General features: G+C 36.8%; 15 protein-coding genes. 3 read left to right on the top strand and 12 right to left on the bottom strand.

Features of this window, described 5'->3' with window-relative positions; all coding sequences use genetic code 11:
- Positions 1-17: 17 nt before the first annotated feature.
- The 4 genes from WC906_00175 to WC906_00160 are packed head-to-tail and all read right to left on the bottom strand — an operon-like array spanning position 18 to position 6487.
- The gene (locus tag WC906_00175; protein ID MFA5776854.1) at positions 18-1685 is read right to left on the bottom strand and encodes a glycosyltransferase family 39 protein; all 1668 of its coding nucleotides are present in this window, start codon (positions 1683-1685) and stop codon (positions 18-20) included.
- Positions 1686-1690: 5 nt separating this feature from the next.
- On the bottom strand, positions 1691-2470 hold the full coding sequence (locus WC906_00170) for a metallophosphoesterase (GenBank protein MFA5776853.1): 780 nt from the start codon (positions 2468-2470) through the stop codon (positions 1691-1693).
- 9 nt (positions 2471-2479) lie between these two features.
- The gene (locus tag WC906_00165; GenBank protein MFA5776852.1) at positions 2480-4114 is read right to left on the bottom strand and encodes a glycosyltransferase family 39 protein; all 1635 of its coding nucleotides are present in this window, start codon (positions 4112-4114) and stop codon (positions 2480-2482) included.
- Positions 4115-4135: 21 nt separating this feature from the next.
- Entirely contained in the window at positions 4136-6487 is a 2352-nt protein-coding gene (locus tag WC906_00160) for a glycosyltransferase family 39 protein (protein ID MFA5776851.1), read from the bottom strand.
- An 86-nt stretch (positions 6488-6573) separates the two neighbouring features.
- Between WC906_00160 and WC906_00155 the strand changes: the two genes are divergently transcribed.
- Both WC906_00155 and WC906_00150 read left to right on the top strand, forming a co-directional pair.
- Positions 6574-8352, top strand: coding sequence for a glycosyltransferase family 39 protein (locus WC906_00155; GenBank protein MFA5776850.1), 1779 nt, complete (start codon positions 6574-6576; stop codon positions 8350-8352).
- A gap of 151 nt (positions 8353-8503) precedes the next feature.
- On the top strand, positions 8504-10042 hold the full coding sequence (locus WC906_00150) for a glycosyltransferase family 39 protein (GenBank protein ID MFA5776849.1): 1539 nt from the start codon (positions 8504-8506) through the stop codon (positions 10040-10042).
- 14 nt (positions 10043-10056) lie between these two features.
- Here the strand turns inward: WC906_00150 and WC906_00145 are convergent, their stop codons facing one another.
- The 3 genes from WC906_00145 to WC906_00135 all read right to left on the bottom strand — a co-directional run bounded on the left by WC906_00145 (position 10057) and on the right by WC906_00135 (position 14202).
- Complete coding sequence (locus WC906_00145) at positions 10057-11823, bottom strand: glycosyltransferase family 39 protein (GenBank protein ID MFA5776848.1); 1767 nt, start codon at positions 11821-11823, stop codon at positions 10057-10059.
- Entirely contained in the window at positions 11824-12561 is a 738-nt protein-coding gene (locus WC906_00140) for a glycosyltransferase (GenBank protein ID MFA5776847.1), read from the bottom strand.
- Positions 12562-12633: 72 nt separating this feature from the next.
- Positions 12634-14202 (bottom strand): flippase, encoded by a 1569-nt coding sequence (locus tag WC906_00135; protein MFA5776846.1) that lies wholly within the window; start codon positions 14200-14202, stop codon positions 12634-12636.
- Positions 14203-14282: 80 nt separating this feature from the next.
- Between WC906_00135 and WC906_00130 the strand changes: the two genes are divergently transcribed.
- Positions 14283-14528, top strand: a complete 246-nt coding sequence (locus WC906_00130; protein ID MFA5776845.1) for a hypothetical protein — start codon at positions 14283-14285, stop codon at positions 14526-14528.
- Between the two features lie 5 nt (positions 14529-14533).
- Here the strand turns inward: WC906_00130 and WC906_00125 are convergent, their stop codons facing one another.
- Genes WC906_00125 through WC906_00105 form a run of 5 tightly spaced genes read right to left on the bottom strand, consistent with a single transcriptional unit; the run spans position 14534 to position 20072 of the window.
- On the bottom strand, positions 14534-15145 hold the full coding sequence (locus tag WC906_00125; protein ID MFA5776844.1) for a hypothetical protein: 612 nt from the start codon (positions 15143-15145) through the stop codon (positions 14534-14536).
- 8 nt (positions 15146-15153) lie between these two features.
- Complete coding sequence (locus tag WC906_00120) at positions 15154-16647, bottom strand: RtcB family protein (GenBank protein MFA5776843.1); 1494 nt, start codon at positions 16645-16647, stop codon at positions 15154-15156.
- A 16-nt stretch (positions 16648-16663) separates the two neighbouring features.
- On the bottom strand, positions 16664-17773 hold the full coding sequence (locus tag WC906_00115; GenBank protein MFA5776842.1) for a glycosyltransferase family 4 protein: 1110 nt from the start codon (positions 17771-17773) through the stop codon (positions 16664-16666).
- A 14-nt stretch (positions 17774-17787) separates the two neighbouring features.
- Positions 17788-18144, bottom strand: coding sequence for a hypothetical protein (locus WC906_00110; GenBank protein MFA5776841.1), 357 nt, complete (start codon positions 18142-18144; stop codon positions 17788-17790).
- Complete coding sequence (locus WC906_00105; protein MFA5776840.1) at positions 18141-20072, bottom strand: DUF1616 domain-containing protein; 1932 nt, start codon at positions 20070-20072, stop codon at positions 18141-18143. The genes WC906_00110 and WC906_00105 overlap by 4 nt, the downstream gene beginning before the upstream one ends.
- Positions 20073-20148 lie beyond the last annotated feature (76 nt).

Here is a 20148-nt window from a genome sequence, read left to right as displayed (position 1 = left end):
CCTTTAGGCAAACTTGATTACAAATAGTCAAAGCATTTCTCATCTTTTCCCGGCTTCCCTCCTGGATTTTTCGCCTCGGCATCTATTATCAGCAGATTGCCGATTTTTTCTTGGCTGCGAATAGAAAATTGCCCTTCCAGATCTTGTGGCATTTCCTGATTAACGCCCAAGCGGTAAACCAAAAAATAATCCAGACTTCCTGATGGATGAAAAGCGCTGGTTTTGGTATAGCAGGCGGGTATATTTTCTTGATGCTTCAGAAGATAAAATACGGCTCGGGCGTAAGAATTATCAGCTGCAATTCTCACGGTTGTATTTGGATTTCTGTGTTCTTTGATGTATTTAACTGTTTCTTCTAATTGTTCCAATGTGATTTTCTTATCATTATAAAGCTCTCGTCCAATGGTATTTTCCACTTCTCCTTTGGCGCTGGCTGCGTGTTCTCTCAAATAGATCAAAGTGTTTCTTAAATTAAAAAGAATGATGGCGGCAGACAGGAAAAGTATAATTATTTTTCCATATTTCCCCCAGTTGCTTGTTTTTTGAAGCGATATTCCTAAAAACACAAAGCAAGGAGCCGCAGCCGCCAAATAATAATGCGGACTCATATTGTATATTATTGGAATGGAAATTATAAACATTGATCCAAGCCATAGCCAGGTCGAAAATATATATTTTTTCCGGTCCCGATTCTGTTCGCGGCGGTAAGAAGAAATTCCGGCCCAAAGACCGAAAACAAAAAGAAAAGTTTGAAGAATGAAAAAGGGAAAATCATTCCGGCATTCCTTCTTGCAGACAGGGATAAATTTTTTGGAAAGCTGCATAGAACTTCCGTGTTCGTCGGACGTGATTATTTGCCAGTTGGTCATCTGCAATTTTTGGTAAGCATAGAAGGCTTTGTCGATCACGTTGTGTTTGTTGTCTCCGCCCTCGAGGCCTCTTTCGAAAGTATTTTTTATTAATAACTGGGTATTCGCGCCGCCGGTTTTTATTTCGCTGATAACCATAGGGAAATAGACTGCTAAGATGATAAGAATCCCTGCTAAATAATGCTTTATTTTCAAACGCGGCTTCCAGACGGCGATATAAGCAATGAAGATAATAGGCGCCATGAAAAAATAGACATAATGGAGCTGAGTGGCGACAGCAGCTCCGAATATGCCCAGATAAAACCATTCAGGGCGGACAGTATTTTTCCAGTCGGCTTTGAGGAGTCCGAAAAGCGCCAGTAGCGTGAGAAAAGGAAGCGAATTGGGATTCCAAGCAAAGCGTCCGTAAATCACCAAGAAAAGCGAAACGGCGGCCATAGCCGAAAGTAACAGGGAAATATTTTTGGAAAAATACAGGCGAAGGAAAAAATACAAGAGCCAAACAAAGAGAATAGAAAAAAACCAGTCAGCTAGAGCAAAATTTTCCGGGCTTTTTCCCAAAAAAAAGACGGGAATGGCTTGAAGATAATAATAAGCCGGTCCCAATTGCAGATTACTGCCGCTGGTGTGGGGTCCGAGAAGAGGAATCTTTGAAAAATCATCTATAAAATCGCCGACGATTATGGCGTCTCTTGACTGATCCAGATGAAAACCAAGAAAATTTTTGTGCTGATACGATCTTAAAAATATGGCGACAAGTATTACAATGGCTAAGATTGCGTATTCGTTTTTAATAATTTTTTTCAAATATTCCATTGTTTTTAATTTAAGGTTAGTTTCATAAAATACTTTGGATATTCGTCTCCGGAGACGGAAGGAATGATGTAATAATGCACACCGTTATATTCTTTGTCCCAAAGGCGGCTGTGCAAATGTCCCATAAAAACATATTTCACATTTCCGCTTTCGGAAATGACTTTTTCCGCATCAGTATATTGCGGAAGCAGGGCGTTTTCATCTCGGCTGGGAGAGAAAAAGGGAACATGAGTGACAATTAAAACTTTCTTGTCGGTTTTCAATGTTTCGCGGAGCCAATTGAGTTCATCAGGGTCAATATCAATGTCGTGATCCAGCATAACAATTCTCCATCCAGCATTGCTATAATCATGATAATAATAGGCTTGTTCGCTAAAAACAGGAAAACAATCTTTGTCATGATTTCCCTTGCCCCAAAGTACATTGAATTTAGAAAGATATTTTTTTAAATCATCGGCGTACGGGTGGCATTTTTTATTGTCATTTACATTGTCTCCCAAGGTAATAATCAAATCTGGTTTTGAATCAATAAGCGGTTTCAAATTATTTTTGTATTCTTTGGGGTGGACAATGGCATTTTCACTATGCCCCTTTTTTTCTGGACCAACGTGAATATCGGCGACAAGGGCGGCTTCTATTGATTTTTTGTTTTCAATATTCGGCTTGGCGAGATAAATAAATTCATAATATAATCCTCCGGCAACTATTAGCAAAATGACAAGGATAATTGTTTTTTTATTTTTCCCGAAAAAAGTAATAATTTTTTCAAATATATTTTTAATCATAAGGATTTTTTAGTGTTTTAGAATTAAAATAGTCTGGCTGGAGAATTTTTGGCTGGAAATTATAACGTGTCCTTCTCTTATTTGTCCCAGTTTGTTGTTTCCAACGCTATTTTCTTCAATGTAAAATATCGGAGCGTTCTTGTCGATTTTTCTATCATCGCGGGACGAATCCAGAGAGGTTCCTTCTATTTTTATGCCGGCTTCTTTGGAAAAATATTCAATGGGAGCGAAAAATCGACTGGTAAGAGCGTTGCCGTGTCCGGAAAAATAAAAATGATTATAACCGTTCAAACTAGAGAATATATAATCGCGCATCAGTTCTACTTCTCCTAGGGTACTGTTTTTGGAATTATTTTCCAGTCCCTTTGCGTATCTATCAGCTGCAAATCCATCTCTCACCAGAGAAGAAGCAATAAGAAGAGTAACTGCCAATATTGCAATATTAACTCCAATTTTTCCGAATTTATTTTGCGATTCTTCAATAAAAATACCCAGAAGAACAAGAGGAATAAAAAATAGATTGATGAAATATCCGACGAATATGATGTTGGCAATCGGAATCAATATTATAAATGAAAGAAAATTAAACAGGATAACTAATCCGAGAAAGTTTTTCTTTTTTGCATCCTTTTCTCTTCTGAAACGCTTCCAAAGAAGGAAATATCCAATCAGAGAAAAGAGAATAGTTATAGCCATTCCGAAATAGTATAAAACTTGGTTTTCCGTTTTTGGGTCGGGTGATCTGAAAACATTTTCGCAATTTATGTCATCCTGAAAGGAAGAAATTATATGAGTATTAGCTTGGATCTGGCAGGATGCGATAAGAAAAACACTTTTTGCGAGGTTGCTGTCCTTTTCGGAACTCTTAGCAAATCCTTTGAAGAAAAGTTTCGTGTTGCTTCCGTGCGAATCGATTTCAGAATATATCTGGCTAGTGTTGAGGATTAAGGAAAATAAAATAACAGCCAGCAAACTTTTCCAAATGGCCGAAGATTTTATGGATTTTTCTTTAAAAAACAGGTAAGCAAAAATACAGATTGTCATTATTGGCATTGTTATTAAAAGAGTAGTATGAAGTTGAATGCTAACCCCTATTCCTATTCCGGCAAGCGCGCTCCAAAAAAGAGCGTATTTTCCTTTTGGATCATTTAGTATTTTAAGTAATCCATAAAAATAGAGGAGGGCGAAAAAAGTGATGAGGTTTGGATTGGAAGAAAAGCGGGAATTTATTATCATAAAATAGGAAACACTCATTAGCGCCGTCATTGCTAGGGATATTTTCCTGTTGAAAAATTCCTTGAGGAAAAAATACAGAAGAGGAATAGAAAGAATTGAAAAGAAAACACTGGGGTAGGCCATTTTGTCAGGGTAGACTCCGAATATTTTTTCTGAAGCGTAGGAAAAATAATAGTAGATTGGTCCCAATCGGAATTTTGTCGTTCCGGCGTTCGGTCCCAGATATGGGAGGTGATCTCCTCGCAAAGCAGCATTACTGATTATCCGCGCGTCTCTGGATTGATCCTTGCTAAATCTCAGCCAATCGTGAAATTTATAGGTTCGCAAAAATATCCCTGCGAAAAGTATAATAGCCAATATGATTATAGTTTTTTTGTTTTTTTTGATCGAGTCTTTGAGATTTGGCATAAAAATGTTATGAATTATTATTTATTCCTTTATATTCTTTGTTGATACAATTTTAACAAAATTGTCGGGCCTTCCTCCGATTTCCAATTTGTAGTCGTAGTTTTTTTGATTATATAACTGTCCTAATTGTATGATTGCCTTTTCTCCGTTTTGCGCTCTTCCGGCTGTCATTTTCCCAGTTCTTGATTCTCGTCCAGATGAAACCACGAAATAGTCGATATTTTCATTCAAAGTTTTCGAATCAAATCCGCTTTTGCAAGTTCCCGTAAAAAAAGAACAGACGCCTCTTTTGTCAGTCCAAACGGTTAATTCTTGGGCATTAGGCAATTTATTGAGATAATCAGCTGCTTCATAGCTTCCATCCCCCATATCTTTGAGATTTAAAACATATTGATTGGGCAAGAGGTCGGACGCATAGCTGAAATAAAAAGGTCGAATTGAATTAAGGTTGTACAGGCTAATGATTGAAATTCCCAGATAAACAAAACCGAGAACTAGATGTTTTTTAATCTTTTCGATATTTACAAATTGATAAATTCCGATAGCGGAAAGAATCATCGCTAGGGGATAGAGGAGTATTTGATATCTGACAGTAGCGCTTACTCCTTCGGCGGTAGAAGCTAAATAATAAAAAATAATGAAAAGAATGATGTACGTGAACCAAGTTGCAGTTTCCTTAGCATTTTTTTTCTTGGGAAAGATGTTGGTTATAGTAGAAAAAAGCAGAGCCAGAAAAGCTAGAGGAGTGAGGCCGAAAATCAGCGAATAAAAATTAGCCAGCATAAGTCCCAAAAATCCTCCGAAACTTTTGGAAGATTTGGGTGAGGCCAAAATGGATTCCAAATCGTATAACCTCATTCCAGAATAAGTGTTAGCAATGGTTGCTATTGTCAGGATGGCAAATATCAAATTGATGGCGATAACAAAAAATGATTTATATTTAGAAAGAAAATCAAGAACGGGAGCGATTATTTTATTTTTGAATATAAATATGTCAGCCAGAACAAGCCCGATAATGCAAAGAAATAATGGCCAGATTGAAGTGAAAGCTTTGGAAAGAATAGTTCCTTCCAAAACCCTGTTAACATCAACCCAAGCAGCTGGAAGAAGTAGGGAAAAAGTCAGAAGAGAGAAAAAAACTATCGCAAAATAATCGGCAAAAGTTTTTTTAAAATATTCGGCAATGCTCGTTTTCTCATATTTTACTTTATTTACGATATATTCCAGAAAAATCATTCCAAAGAAAAAAACATAGAGAATGTTAGCCACATATTTTGTCAGAACGGCCAGACCCAAAAATATTCCTGTCCAGTACAAATATTTATTCCTGTGCTCTTTGAGATAATCAAGATAAGCGATTAAAGAAAGGGGAGCGAAAATCCAAAGAAGACTGTCCGGATTGACGATGGTGGAAATTCCCAGAAGCAAAGGAGAAAGCCCGATCAAAATAAAAGAAATAAGCGCAACAGTTTTTCCTAATAATTTTTTGATGAAAAAATAAAAGACCAAAAGCATCAGGCAATTGAAGAAAAGGATGGGAAACCTGAGATTAAAATTAAGATTCTCTAGCCCTAAATATTCCTCCAGAGCATTTCCGTCCCAGCTCGAACTTTTGTAATAAGTCGGGTTTGTCCAATTCATAGCAGCGCCTGAAATTATGGCCACGGTTATTCCCGGCTTGTCACTGACCATTGTTTTATTGAATTCTCCATCCAGCACATTGGTCCAAAATTTGGGAATCCGATCATGCGTCCAAAGCGGTTCATCAACAGCGGCAAATTTGGCTAGGTGATAGCTTCCAAATCCCAAATTCAAGGCTATTACAGAAAGGATTATTAATGTCGCCAGAATCCCTCTTTTTTTAAACCAGAAAATAATTTTTCCCCGGAAAGAAATGTCTTTTGGCGAAACGGCAATTTCTTCATTTTTTTCTTCCCTGAAATCTTTGAAAAAATCCTTTATTTTTTTGTATTTTTTATATTTAAAAAGAAAATAAAAACCGGCAAATGCAAGATAAATTCCTATGAAGGGTCTCAATGTATAATTGAAAATCGTTTTGTCATAGCCGATTTTATTAAACAGATATCCATAAATCAAAATCGATTCCATAGGCAGGAAAGTCAGAAGAAACTTTTTGACTGTATAGGCAGTTCCAGCCGGATTCCTAAAGACATAAGCCAAAACGGCCAGAGAAGAAATAATAATGAAAAAATAAATGAAACCAATTTTTCCATCGCCGATTGAGTCGAAAAGGTTGGCTTTATGAAGCTTAAAATAAACATATAAGAAAGTATTTATGGCTGAAACAATCGAAATGAAAAGAAGCAAGGAATTTTCCAGATTGAGAATTTTTTTAATTTTTGAATAGTTCATTTTTTTGATATATTTGGTTATTGCTAAAATGTTAAAAATAGCCTAATATTTAAAATAGCCTACAAAACAATTATACAGGCAAATTTATGAAAAATAAAGCTTTCAATTCTTTCAAGAAAAGGTACTTTTATATCGTTTTTTTGGTCGTACTTTTGCTAGGCGCGTTTCTGCGTTTCTATCATTTTTCCGATTGGCTTCATTTTGAGTTGGATCAGTCGCGCGATGCCAAAGTAATCGACTTGGCAATCAAAGAAGGGCCGGGAGCGTTGCCTCTTTTGGGACCGAAAGCGGCTGGATCGTTTTTAAGGCTTGGACCGGTTTTTTATTACTTCAAATATTTAAGCTCACTAGTTTTTGGAAATACTCCTTCTGGGATAGCAACCATAATAATGATATTCGGAATTTTGGCTATTCCCGCTTTCTATATTTTAGTCAGAAGGTATTTTAATAAATGGACTTCCATCGGCCTGCTTCTTTTGTTTTCAACCTCGCTATTTCTAGTAATGTATTCCCGTTTCAGCTGGAATCCAAATCCGCTTCCATTATTCACTATTCTTGCAATCTATTCATTGCTTAGAGCAGTCGATAGGGAAGAAAAGAACAAAGGAAAGTGGCTTTTGGCGGCGGCTTTTTTCATATCAGTCGCCACCCAGCTTCATTTTTTGGCTTATGTTTCTTTTCCGGTCATCACGGCGGCGTTTCTGATCATCAAAAGGCCGAAAATAAAGTGGGCTTATTGGACCGGAGCGATTGGTATTATACTGCTTATGAATTTCCCGGTGATTTTGAATGAAATAAAAACCGGAGGAGATAATTTCAAAGAATTTAAGGAAGTTGTTTCAGGAAAAACGGAGGGAAAAAGCGAAAAAAGCCTTCTTGCGAAAATAGTCAAGAATTACAGCGAAAATTCTGTCGGACATTTTCTCATTCTCAGCTCTCAGAATTCCGAACTCCCTCGCGTTCTTCGGAATCCCAATCTGAATATTCTATGCGACCAAGGATGTAAAAAAGAACTTCCATATGGAATAGTGGCAGCTATATTATTTTCCTCGGGTCTTTTGCTGATGCTTAAGAACTTAGTTTTTGAAAAGGACTTAAGAAAAAAAGACTTTATTGTTCTGATTTCTCTCTGGTTTATTGCCGTATTTGGACTTTTCACGCCTTTAGCATTTGATATTTCTCCCCGCTTCTGGCTTCTGGTTTCTGCTTTGCCTTTCATATTTTTGGGATTCACATTAGATTTTATCGGGAAAATTTTTCCCCAAAGAATCGCTGTCGCAGTTGCATTAATTGTTATATTGGGATTTTCTGCGTCAAGCTTATACAGGACATATTTAAGATTTACTGAACTCAAAAATGCTCCCTATAAAACGGTAAAAGTTTCCGCTGACAGAATTTTGAAGGAAAGACAGCGAGTGACAATGGAACAGCAGTATATGATAACGAATTATATTGAAAGTTTTTATCAAAAAAATAAATATCCAGTATATCTCAACAGCAGTTCTTTTTATCGAAGGTCTTTGCTTTTTGATCTGAGCCAGAGAGATATTCCGGAAAGCGATTTCAGGGACGCGGTTAACGGCCATACTGTCTATAGAAATGGAAATTATTTTCTGGTTTATCCAACCGATTCCAATTTGGAAGGCCATTTGGAAGATTATTCTATCTCCTACGATTATGTAAACAAAAAACAGTTCGGAACTTTGATGGTAATTCAGCTTGCTCCCAAGCCGGAAGCGATAAATGCGGAAGAAGAAATATTCGAAGACTCTGGCGGATCCAAAAGCGCTGCAGGCGTTCCAAAACGCTATACTTGGCAGGAAATATTCGACAGCACAGGAAGTGAAGATGAGGAAGAAGAATAATCTTTATAATTTTCAATGAACAATGATCAATTTACAATGAATTCGCCGGCTGGCGAAACAATGACTAAATTTCCAAATGTTTGAAAATTAATTAATTGGGAAATTGAAAATTGTTTGAAAATTGTAAATTGAAAATTGTAAATTTGCTCATATGTTTTCTAGAAAAAATATTTACACAGCGCTGATAATTATAATTCTGCTCGGAGCGTTTCTCCGATTCTATAAGTTGGGAAATAATTCTTTCGTGGCAGATGAATTTTTGGACATAAATTCTTCCTATGCTTATTTCAAAACCGGTATTTGGCAAAATTGGGATTTTAATTTTGAAAAAGTGAATGCCGATAACGTTTTTCAAGCTAGAGATGAGCGCGCTGGAGTATATAAATGGCAGGTGGCCGAGCTTTTTAATTTTCTCCCTCCAACGGAAAGTACGGCGCGAACAATAAGCGTTTTATGGGGAATCTTAACAATAGCTCTAATTTATTTTGTGGCAACCGATTTTACCAAAAAGAAGATGATAGGCCTAATTGGCGCTTTTCTTTTCGCTATCAGTACTTCCGGAATTGAGTTTGATAGGAAACTTCGGATGTACGCAATGTTTTTGCCGGTTTATCTCGCTCTCTCTTGGCTTTTATTTCGTTTCCTGGAGAGCAATTATAAGGGCAAAATCGGTTTTCTGAAGAAGATTAGTGAAAAATGGGATATTAACCCACTATACCTAATTCCCGCTCTTGCTGTGGGAATTTTGAGCCTAGCGACCCACCAGCTCACGGCCAATATCGTTTTTGCAGTCGGATTTTACCTGCTTTTTTGGACTGTTTTGAATTGGAACAAAAACAAGTCGCACCTGAACAAATATTCGGTAATTTTCGGGCTAAGCATTTTAGGGATTATTGGAGCTATTATTGCAATTCCCAAAACAGTAGTTTCGTTTACAGCCGGATTGACTTTCTTTACCAGCCACTTCGAATACGCAAGAATTTCACTTTCTGATTACACCAACGGAATCCTAGCTTTCATATTTATTATTTTGGGAATATATTTTATTTCCAAAAAGCAAAAAATGTCAAAAGAAGGAAGTTTTCTGGCAATGTCTTTCTTTGTTGTTCTTTTTTCCGCGATTTTTTTGTGGGGAAGAAATGTCGGAAATCAATATATCTTTTTCATAAAATCTTTCGGAATAATCCTTATTGCCTCGGGAATATATTTTGCCGCTGAATTTTTCAAAGAAAACTTGAAAAATTACGGAAAGAAAGCCTATCTCACGACCATTATTATTTCACTTTTGATTCTTCCTAATTATGCTTACTTTTTTGAAACCAGCGACAATACTTATAACCAAACATCCCAGTCCAGCAACCCCAATTATCGAAAAATTTTCACTTATTTCAAAAAATACAAAAAAGATGGAGATGCGCTGATAACCAGAAATTTTCGAAACTATTATTGGAGCGGAGCGAAAGTAAAAGTTTTTGATTTTGGAGGAGAACTTTCCAAGGAAAAATTATCAGTTGCCGAGATCCAGGACATTGCCAGTCAAAATCCAAGCGGATGGTTTATTATTTCCACCAATGACGAAACTTATATTTCCAGTGAAGCTGTCGATTATGTCGAAAAAAACTTTTCAAAAGTCAGCAATCCTCAGGTGAGGGGAGATGTACTGGTTTATCGGTGGGGAAATCAGAAATAGCGATTCAAGACAGTTTATTGCTTTGAAAATAATTTTTTCCAGGTTAGAAGCTTGGAAATTTGTTGCGCTTGAACGGGTGTTTCTCTTTTCGAATCGCTTTGTCTTTCGCCGGTGATAGATGCCGGTTTCGGATTTAACTGAAAAACAGTAAGGACGCCGAATTCTTTTTCTTCGGCAATATTGAAAGTGTCCCCATATTCTTTTATTTCCTTGTTGCTGTCGGAGGAATAGAGAACCAAGAAATAATTTCCCTGTTTATAAACTGTCTCGGGTTTCATTTTTCCGTAATAATAAATTCCCTTCTGTCCCAAATAATACCAAAATGCCGGTTCATATTCATGAATGGTTTTTATGTAAACAGGATAACTATTTTGTTTGAATTCGGATGCGATATAATCCGTGATAAGAATCTGCTGCTCCTGCGTGACGCGATAATTATTAGGGAAAACATCTTCTTTTTCCACTTTCTTGTCTTGGATGGGAGCATTTTTTAGCTGGCTGAAATCATCTTTTAATTTTTGCGTGTTTGCAAAGGACAAAAATAATATCGCAGCCGCAAAAGCCAGAAGGCTTATTCTGTTTTTATCAGCGCCAAGGCTTTCAAATATGAGTCCGAGAAGAATAAAAGGCAGAGGCGCAACGACCAGGAAAAATCGTGGATAAATATAAAGTCCGTCGTAAGTTATGGCGAAAAAATAAAGAAATGAAGCCGCAAGCCAAAGAGCTGATATCAGCAAGAAATTTTTTCTTTCACTATCTTTTTCTTTTGTTAGTTTGCAAGCAAGCAATATTGTTCCAAAGAGGAACAATATCAATCCGGATGTTCTCCAGGGCAGTTTGTCGCTGCAAGTTTTGCAAGTGAGTCCCAAATCATATCCCTTGGGCCGGTTGCCGTTAATTGTGTCATTTCCGCTAATAATCAAAAAATATTCATAAGCGTGATATCGGAAATTTTGAAAAAGTTTTTCTCCGGATTTTTTGTCATCCTTTCCTGGATCTTGGGTTGTTTCATCGCTTGATTCCCCAGATATTTTTTCTTGAAAAAAAGCGATATCTTGTCCGCCAGTTTTTATTTCGTTAACAATCACTGGAGAATACAAGAACAGAAATATTGCGATAGCCAAGCCCCAAGTTTTCAATTTGAATTTAGGGCGTTTAATCAGTAAAAATATAATTGCTACTGCCGGGATAATGAAAAATGAATTGAAATGAATCTGAGTCGAAACTCCGATTAAAAAAGCGAAAAATAGAAACCATCGGTCTTTGTTTTTTTCTTTCTCGCTGACGCTTTGAAGCAAGGCGTAAAAAGTCAGAAGCGTTAAAAACGGAAGCACGTTCGGACTCCAAGAAAAGCGGGAATAGAGAACCATATAAACCGAAGTGGAAAAAATTGCCAGAAGTCCGATAGAAATGTTTTTGGAAAAGTATCTTCTGGAAAATAAATAAAATATTGGAAGAGAAAAAATAGAAAGGATCAGAACGAGCATGGCATGCCCGGTCGGGTTATTTCCGAAAACTTTGGCGCTCAAATATTCCATATAATAGAAAGCCGGACCGAGCCGGAGCGCTCTTCCGCCGCCGGCAGTCGGTCCTAGAAGCGGAAGATTTCCAATCCCTTTTTCTACTGCGGGAGAAACCATCAAATAATCATAAGACTGGTCGATTTCGAAGTGGAGCCATTTGGAAAAATGGAAAGTACGCAAAAAAATCCCCAAAAATATCAGGGACAAAACGAAGATTAATTCCCATTTTTTTTCTTTAATTTTTTCTAAAGAAAACATTTATTTTTTTAATTTATATTTTCTTTTTGCATCATTAATCCTTATCTTGAAAAGATCGCAAAGCATATTAAAAGGATCGCGAAATATTCTGACATGGCTTCTGATCGGATTCTGAAGGGTTATTGGAAGCTCCTTTATTTTAAATTTATATTTTCCGGCTAGAAATATGATTTCCGAATCAAAAGCAAAGCGCTTGATAGTCATAAGCGGAAAAATTTTCATAGCCGCATCTCTTCTGAATACTTTAAAGCCGCACTGAGTATCTCGGACCTTATAATTATTGATTATTATCGTTCGAATGATTCTGAAAGCTTTTTCCATTATTATGCGGTACCAGAGAACTTTTTGGATCACTTTTCCTCCAGGAACAAAGCGTGAAGCAATCGCTATGTCATATCCCTTGTTAATTTCGACAATAAATTTTTCCAGCTCTTCAATGGGAATGGCCAAATCGGCATCTAAAAACATCACAATATTATTGTTGCTTTTGAGTATCCCGTCGCATACTACTTTTCCCTTGCCTTCGTTTTCGTAATTGTCCATTATGGCAAGCGGAATTTCGTTTTGCAAATTTTTCAGTTCCTCTATGGTTTTATCGGTGCTTCCGTCATTTACCGCTATTATTTCGAAATTTTCGAAATTTCCCTCGAGGTATTTGAATATTTTTTTGATATTGCTTTGGATGTTTTTTTCCTCGTTGAAACACGGGATGACGACAGATATTTTTTCACTATTCATTTCTCTTTTTTCCCCTGATTTTAATTCAATTTAATTCTATTGTACCAGACCAAATTGTTAAGTCAATTGAGCTCAAGCGCTAGGCTCATTCCCGGATAATTCTTGTTCTACTTCTTCTTTTTTCTTTCTGAATATCAATGTTTTGACAATTTCCAGATCTTCTTTCTTGATTTCTTTTAAGATATATAGGACAAAAAGATAGAAAACGAAAAGAATAATCGACCAAGCAATAAAGGCTATTTCTCCTTTTGAAAATAACAGCGAGACTAAATACATTAGCGCTGCGGCGAAAATTGTTTTCAAAAATGTTTTTATTTTTATCAAAGCTCCGAAATCACGCCACAAATAATATAGTATCCAAATAGCGACAATAAAAGAGGCAATGGAAGTGGCGATAGCCGATCCGGTTATGGAATATTTTTTGATTAAAATATAATTTAAAATTGCGTTTATCAAAAAACCGACAATTGATATTTTCATTACCATTTTTGTTTTTCCGGCGCCGTTCAGGGCGAAACTCATTACATAGAAAATAGTCAAAAATCCGATGCCGTATTCCAAGATCGACATCGGAAACGCCCCAAGGGCATATTTTGCGCCGTAGAAGTCAATTAAAATCGGTTTGGCATAAATTGACATAAGGACGATCATTGGAACGAGGAGGAGCAGCATAATTCTGAGCGATTGAGCGAGGATTTTTTTGGTTTCTTCCGGGTTATTTTGGGAGGTGGATTTAGAAACCATGGGAAGGAGAAAAATTGTCATAGCGTAGAAAATATAATAGGGAATTCGTCCAACAGTGAGCGCAGCGTTATAAATTCCGGTCAAATTGTCGTCTCGGAGAATTGCTTTTACTAAATATAGGTCAATGCTGATCAAAAGTTCATAGGCCAAAAAGAATACAACAATTTGCCAAGCGTAGTTGGTAAGTTTTCGCCAGTCAAAATTTACGTCATCCTGAGCCGCCGCGGCGAAGGATCCCGAACGATTATCGCTAGCTATATTTTTTTGCAATTCTTCTTGTTTTTTGAGTTTTGGCCCAATGTAAAATTTATCAATCAAAAAAGCTACCAAAAAAACGCCTCCGGGAGCTATAATATATCCAACAATCGAACCCTCAACTTTCCAAAAATAAGCCAGTCCGATGACAAATACTATTCGGAAAATCGATCTGAGTGTTTTGAGAGTGGCTTGCAGATTGAACCTGTGAAGGCCGGTATAGTATGAAAAATAGAAAGAAGCACCGGCGAAAGCGGGGATTATTAGCGTGGATATTCTAAATAGCGGAATAAGAGTCGGATCGCCAAGCGCTTTGCAGATGAGGGGAATGGAAAAGAAAAATAAAATTGTTATTCCTCCGATGATAATAGTTTGCAAAACAATCGCCTGTTTCTTGATCGTTTTTACCATTCTGGGATTGATTTCAAAATATTCGCTGATATATTTGGCCATGGCGGTCGGAATTCCGTTTCCAATCAGAATGATAACCATCGTTGTAAGCGTGATGATGATTCCGTATCTTCCATAATCTGCCGGCCCCAAAAATCTTCCCAAAACAGAGTGAATCACAAAACCGGAGAGATTGAACAATATCTCCGAAAACGTAACCCACAAAGCTGATTTGGCGAGGTTGCTTTTCATAAGTTTTGCATTTGACTTTGCGCCATAGATTTATAATAATGGATTCAATATGGTTTTCAAAAAAATAAGGAGGGAACAACATGGAAATTGTATGCGAATGTAGATCCGAGGTCTGTGTCGGCATTTCTGATAAAGTGAGAATTCAGGTTGGAAAGTTAAATAGTCAGAGCTGGATTCATGCCTGTGTTTGTCCGGTATGCAGAAGAATCTATTCGTATCATACGGGAGATCCTGTTCTCACTGCGAGAGGGGAAATTACATTTTTTGTTGACGGGAAACTATCAACAAGAAGAAACGGAAACGGGAAAGGATCCGTCTTTGTTTAAGGTCTTTAGGCAACGCCTGAAGACCTTTTCACATCCTCGAAAACTTCTTCCTGCGTTCGGTTTCCGTCAATAATTTTCAAATTCCAAATTTCGGCGTATTTATCATAAATTTCTTTTTTCTTTTCCAAATATTCAATTCCTTGATCCGGTTTTCTTTCGCGTTGCATTATTATTTTTGGATTTGTTTGGAGGTAGATTGATAAATTTTCAATTTTCAATTTCCAATTTTCAATAAATTTCCAATTTTCAATGCCACAATTTTCCAAATAGCTAATATTAATCAAGGAATCGTAAAAAAATCTGTCGCTTAAAATAAAATCAAAATGTTCTTTTTCTAATTTTTTAAACAATTTTTTGAAACGCCAGAAGTCTATTCTTAAAAAAATCTTTCGAAGGATTATTCCCAGTTTATTTGACCTGGTTACGCTTTTCTCTTTGTTCTCATTTTCTTTTCCATAATCACAGCAATGATGGGAAGAAATTTTGTTGGCGATTCCAAACTCAATCGCGTGAAAATAAAAAACCCGCTTGCCTTGCGATTCTAGATATTTTTTTAATAGCTGGATTTGAGTAGATTTTCCTGAGCCGTCGAGGCCGGAGATCGAGATTATTTTCATTGAATTTTCTAATACATTAGCACCGCCACCGGTTCCATTTTGGCGACTACATTTATTATCCTGTTTTCCACCATCCCGCTGATTACTTCTTCCACGTCTTTGTAATACGCGCTGTCTTGCAGGATGACCTCTTTGGATTGGGCATTATATAATTTAACTTTTTTCTCTCTAACTTTGTCAAAAAGTTTTTTCTTATTTTCGGGAGTATCCGGATTCGGATTTCTTCTTCTTCCGGTTCCGTGTCCGGCGGAAAAGAAAGTAGAAACGTTTTCATCCGTTCCGACGCCAAGATAAGCCGGAGTAGCCATTGAAGAAGGAATAAAAACCGGTTCTCCGGTTTCTTTGAAAATCGGATGGTGCTGCATTCTTGCCGAGCCATTGGCACGAACCGATCCGTTTCGATGAACCCAGACATCTTTTTCGAAATGATTTTCCTTTTCGATTGAAATGTGCGGAGAATCGTAAAGCATATCCAAACTAACTTGCCGGCCAAAAACTCTTTCCATAGCTTTGTCTATTTGATCGGTGAGCACGGTTCGGTTGGCAAAGCCAAAATTAGCCGAAGCTCTATGGGCATTAATAAACATTCTTCCTTCAAGGCTGGAATCTTCATATCCAAAGAAATTTTTCAATTTCTCATGTTTCTTTATTTTTTGGTAAAGATTTTTGTAAACTTTTTTGAGCTGGCTGTCAAAAAGGGAGATTCCCAGTTCCAGCATCATTTTCTGGCTTTTGTGCTCTTTTGCTTTTGGAGTGTACATATAGGAAACATATTGTCCGACTAGTCCCGATCCGGTGTGCATAAGAAAAATATATTGCCCGGGACGCAAGCCGAATTTCTGCGCTACTTCCGAATTTTTTATTTCAGTAATTTTCATTAAATCCAAAAAATGATTTCCCGCCGCGCCCAAAATTCCCAGCCGATGTTGGGCGATTTTCAGAAATAATTTCGGCACAACATCTAAAATTTCCCGCACAGTCGGAATATCATTGCGAAAAAAATTTCCTCCTTCATAGGAATTTTCAATTTCATTTTTGGTTCTGGTCTGGAAATATTCAGTAAGCGGATGAATTCCGTCTCTAGCGATATCTACGGCCATTTGATAGGGAATCGGAACGCCTTGCAGTTTTTTGGTCGGAATAACTTTCACTAATTCCTTGAAAAGTTCATCAATTTTTTCCGGCGGGGTATTGTTTTCATCCAAATCGGTTTTAAGGAACCGCATTCCGCAATTGGGAGCGGTGTCATTAATTTGAGGAAAGAGGAAGTGCTCGCTAGCTGCTACAGTTCCAGTCGGAGCTTTTCGTCCTTTTTTGGGATGAACGTCGCTCATAGCGGCAATATGATGAAAAAATCTTTCATCTTCGGCAATATATTCCAATTGCTCAAAAGTTTCTTCATTAGGAAGCAGATTTTCCGAGGCATGCAAAATAACCGGTATTTTCATATTCGGGGTTTGAAATTCTTTTTTGCTGTTAGACAGACTAGTTATATTAGGCATACTTGACTTATAGGACTTATAAATTTTTGTAAATCTCTTGATATTTTTCTGCGACTTTTTTGATGTCGAAATTTTCTACGACGTATTTTCTGGCATTCTTGCCAATTTCAACATAACGATCTTTATATTCATAAACATCCAAAATCTTTTCGGATAACTGTTTCGCTTTTCCTGCTTCTATTGTAACAGAATTTTGGTCATTTGCGAATTCTCTGAGAATCGGCAAATCGGAAATGATCACTGGTTTTTCGCAGGACATTGCTTCAATAATGGCCAGAGGCACATCGAATTTTCCTTTCATATTTTGGACGGGAAAAATGCTGACGTCGCAAAGATTAAAAATGTCCTGCATCTCATAGCTTCCGTCATACTGAAAAGAAACCCTGTTGAAAATATTATTATTTTTTAATGTTGCTGCTACTTCATTTTTCTTTTGCGCGTCATTGCCGTTTTTTATCCGAACGGCCAGCGATAATTTGGCGTTGGGTATCTTTTTGGATATTTCAATAAAACTATTAATTACATCATCAATCGCTCCAAGCCGGGTATATTCGCCGGTAAAATTAATTACAAAATCATCCGACGCAAAACCGAATTTTTTCAAAAGTTCCAAACTTTTTGGAGCGGGGTAAAATAAATCAATATCAATTCCGGGATAAATTCTCTTTGTGCTGCCAAATCCCAATCTTTCTAATTCATTTTTGGAATAATCAGAGTAGGTGGTTATCAAATCAGCGAACAGTATCTTTTTTAAATCTTCATCGGAGTACAAATCTTCTCGGAGAGTAGCGATAGTTTGAATCGTTTTTCCCTTGGTTAATTTGGCAAAAGTTTTTATTAAAAACGAATTAAGTTTTGTCGGCGTGAAAAGATAGTGAACGATATCGAAAGTCCCTCTATTTTTTCGGAGAAACTTAATGAGTTTCATTTTTTGAGATAATCCGAAACTGCTTGAATCGTAGATATTTTCCTGGATAATGCTTTGCGGAAGATCTGGCAAAATTCCATTGGTCAGAATATGAACCTCGATGTTTTTGATATTTTTGGCCAGATAATAGGCAAAATTCTTGGAAGCTTCATCCCAAGGCGGACAAATTGGACGAGTGACTAGAAGTATTTTTTTCATCAATTCGAGATACATTAAAAGTTTTTATATATTTCCTTTTTTTCGTTATCAGCGACTACAGTTATGCTGATTTTCTTGTTGCTCAAATTTCCGAAGTCGGACTTCGTAAGGTTTATTTCCTTTTTCGCACCTTTGGCTATTTCAACATCCGCTTCTTTTAATATATCTTTATCGCTCAATACCGCCCAGTGGAATTTGGTCTGGTCGCTGTTATTTTCAATCACAAAATTAAGGTTGTCGTTTTTGGGGTTTGCAAAATAAATGACCCACCAGTTTTGGGACTGCGGAGACGCTTGGCGAGTTTCGGCGTAGGCCAGGAAACCGAAGCTTAGAATAAGAAATATTATTAATGCGATGATTATTTTTTTCATTTATTTCTGTAATAAATATTTATTTCTTTCCCATCATATACTTGCCAGAATTCTTTTGATTTTTGAAATTGGGCGCTGTCGAATTGGGGATTGACCATTGCAAAATTCACCCCTAAATCATTGAAGCATTTTTGTCCTTCCGGAGTGTTGGGCGTCGAAATCATCCAAAGCGTGCACATTTCCCTTGGCTTGGTCTCATCTTCATATCTTTTGAAATACCCTCTGGAGAAAGGATAATTGTATCCGTTCATAAAAGATAACTTTATCCAAGAATCCGCAGTAATATAGTTGTGGTCTTTTACTGCCAAATCTGATTTGGTGGCATTTTTTCCAAGATAATCAGAAGCATCAACAGTTTGAAGCGCTTTTTGATAATTGCTTTGGGCTTTAATGGATTGAGAATTATCGTAAAATCCGTTTGCTAAAGCAAAGACAAATAGCATAAAGCATACAGCATAAAACAATTTTTGATTTATATAATATTTTCCGTCAGCAGATTTTATTTTATCTATAATATAAGCCAGAGCAAAGGCTCCGGAAATTGCGAGCGGAAAGGAAGCGTAATTGGCGATTCTGGCGGAAGGAAGGTCGAGAAGCAAGATCTGAGGCCAGAGAGACATTACTAAAATTGAAATAGCCCATCCAGAAACGAAAGCAATTTCATAATTTTTTCTTTTTTTGATAGCGATTAAGATTACAACGCCAACGAGTCCCAAGATCATCCTCGATTCTCCTGCTGTTAACTTGAGCTGATTGAATGTTAATCCGGCGCGAGTATCTTTTGATGGTCCGCCAACTGCCGTTCCAACTGCCTTGGCGTTGAGATAAGCTGGCATATAAACTGCGAAAACAAAGAGAAGGGAAACAAAAATTAGTATTAATATTTGAGGTTTTAGAATTATTTTCATCCATTCCTTGAAATGAGAACCTATTTCGTTGTAATTCAAAATTGAGAAAATAATGGCGCTGAAAATAAAGATAAAGATAAAAATAAATGTTGTCAAATGATGGGTATAAGCCATTCCGAGAGTTGAGAGAAGAGATAGGGAAAGAAAAATCGAGTTTTTTTCCTTGAGAGCGCGGAAAATAAAATATATCGAAAAGGGGATCAGCAAGTTTCCTATCGTGTTGCCAATTACTCCCCCGCTGACAAATTTGGCCTGTGAAGATGAAATTGCATAAAGCGGACCGATCAGGAAAAGTGAAATTATTCCAGCGTTTTTTCCAAATGAGTAATTTTCAAATAACCGGATAGTTGTAACGAAAATTGCCAAAACGCTGACAATATTGACCAGAAACAAAATTAGAATTGGAAAATACGAGACAAATTCAACGCCGGAAATTATTTGCACAGCTGCAAAAATTAGATGTTCCCCGATAATAAAATCGGCAATTTTTTCCGGCTGGCTCACTTGGTAATTTCCATCAATTTGGATAATATCGCTTTCCGCATAAATTGGAAGTTTCCCGGTTTCGGCAATGGTTTTTGTCCAATACATATGATGGCCGAGATCGGTGGAGGTGGGGAAAATAGAATTTTTAAGATAAGCGGTTTTGATGAAAATTGTTAAGAATAAGAGCAATATTATCAGGATGATTTGGTTTTTAGAAAAATTAAAAGCACTATCCTTTATTTCTCCTTGTTTTTTATTCTTAATTTTATAAATCGCGAAACAGACAGCAGAAAAAACAAAAATTCCTAGAATTATTGATATTTTAGTGAATAGGATATTCAATCTTCCCATTAGCATCATCAGAAGGTCGACAATAATAATACTGAAACCGAAAGAAAAAACAAATTTTTCAATAGACGAAAAGAGTTTCTTTTTGGATTCAATAGCGAGCAGCAAAAAATAGCCGGGAATGAAAAGAACCAAGATTATTGAGATATAGAAGATGAATTGTGAGGATATAAATCGAAATGCCATTTAATCTTTTGTCATTCCTGCGAAAGCAGGAATCTACACAAACGATAATCACAAGCTTAATGTATAAATATCAAGA

It is taken from the genome of Parcubacteria group bacterium (genome assembly GCA_041657845.1).
GTDB lineage: Bacteria > Patescibacteriota > Minisyncoccia > Moranbacterales > JAKLHP01 > JAKLHP01.
Note: the sequence above shows the minus strand (reverse complement) of the source record. Positions and strands in the feature narration are given on the sequence as shown.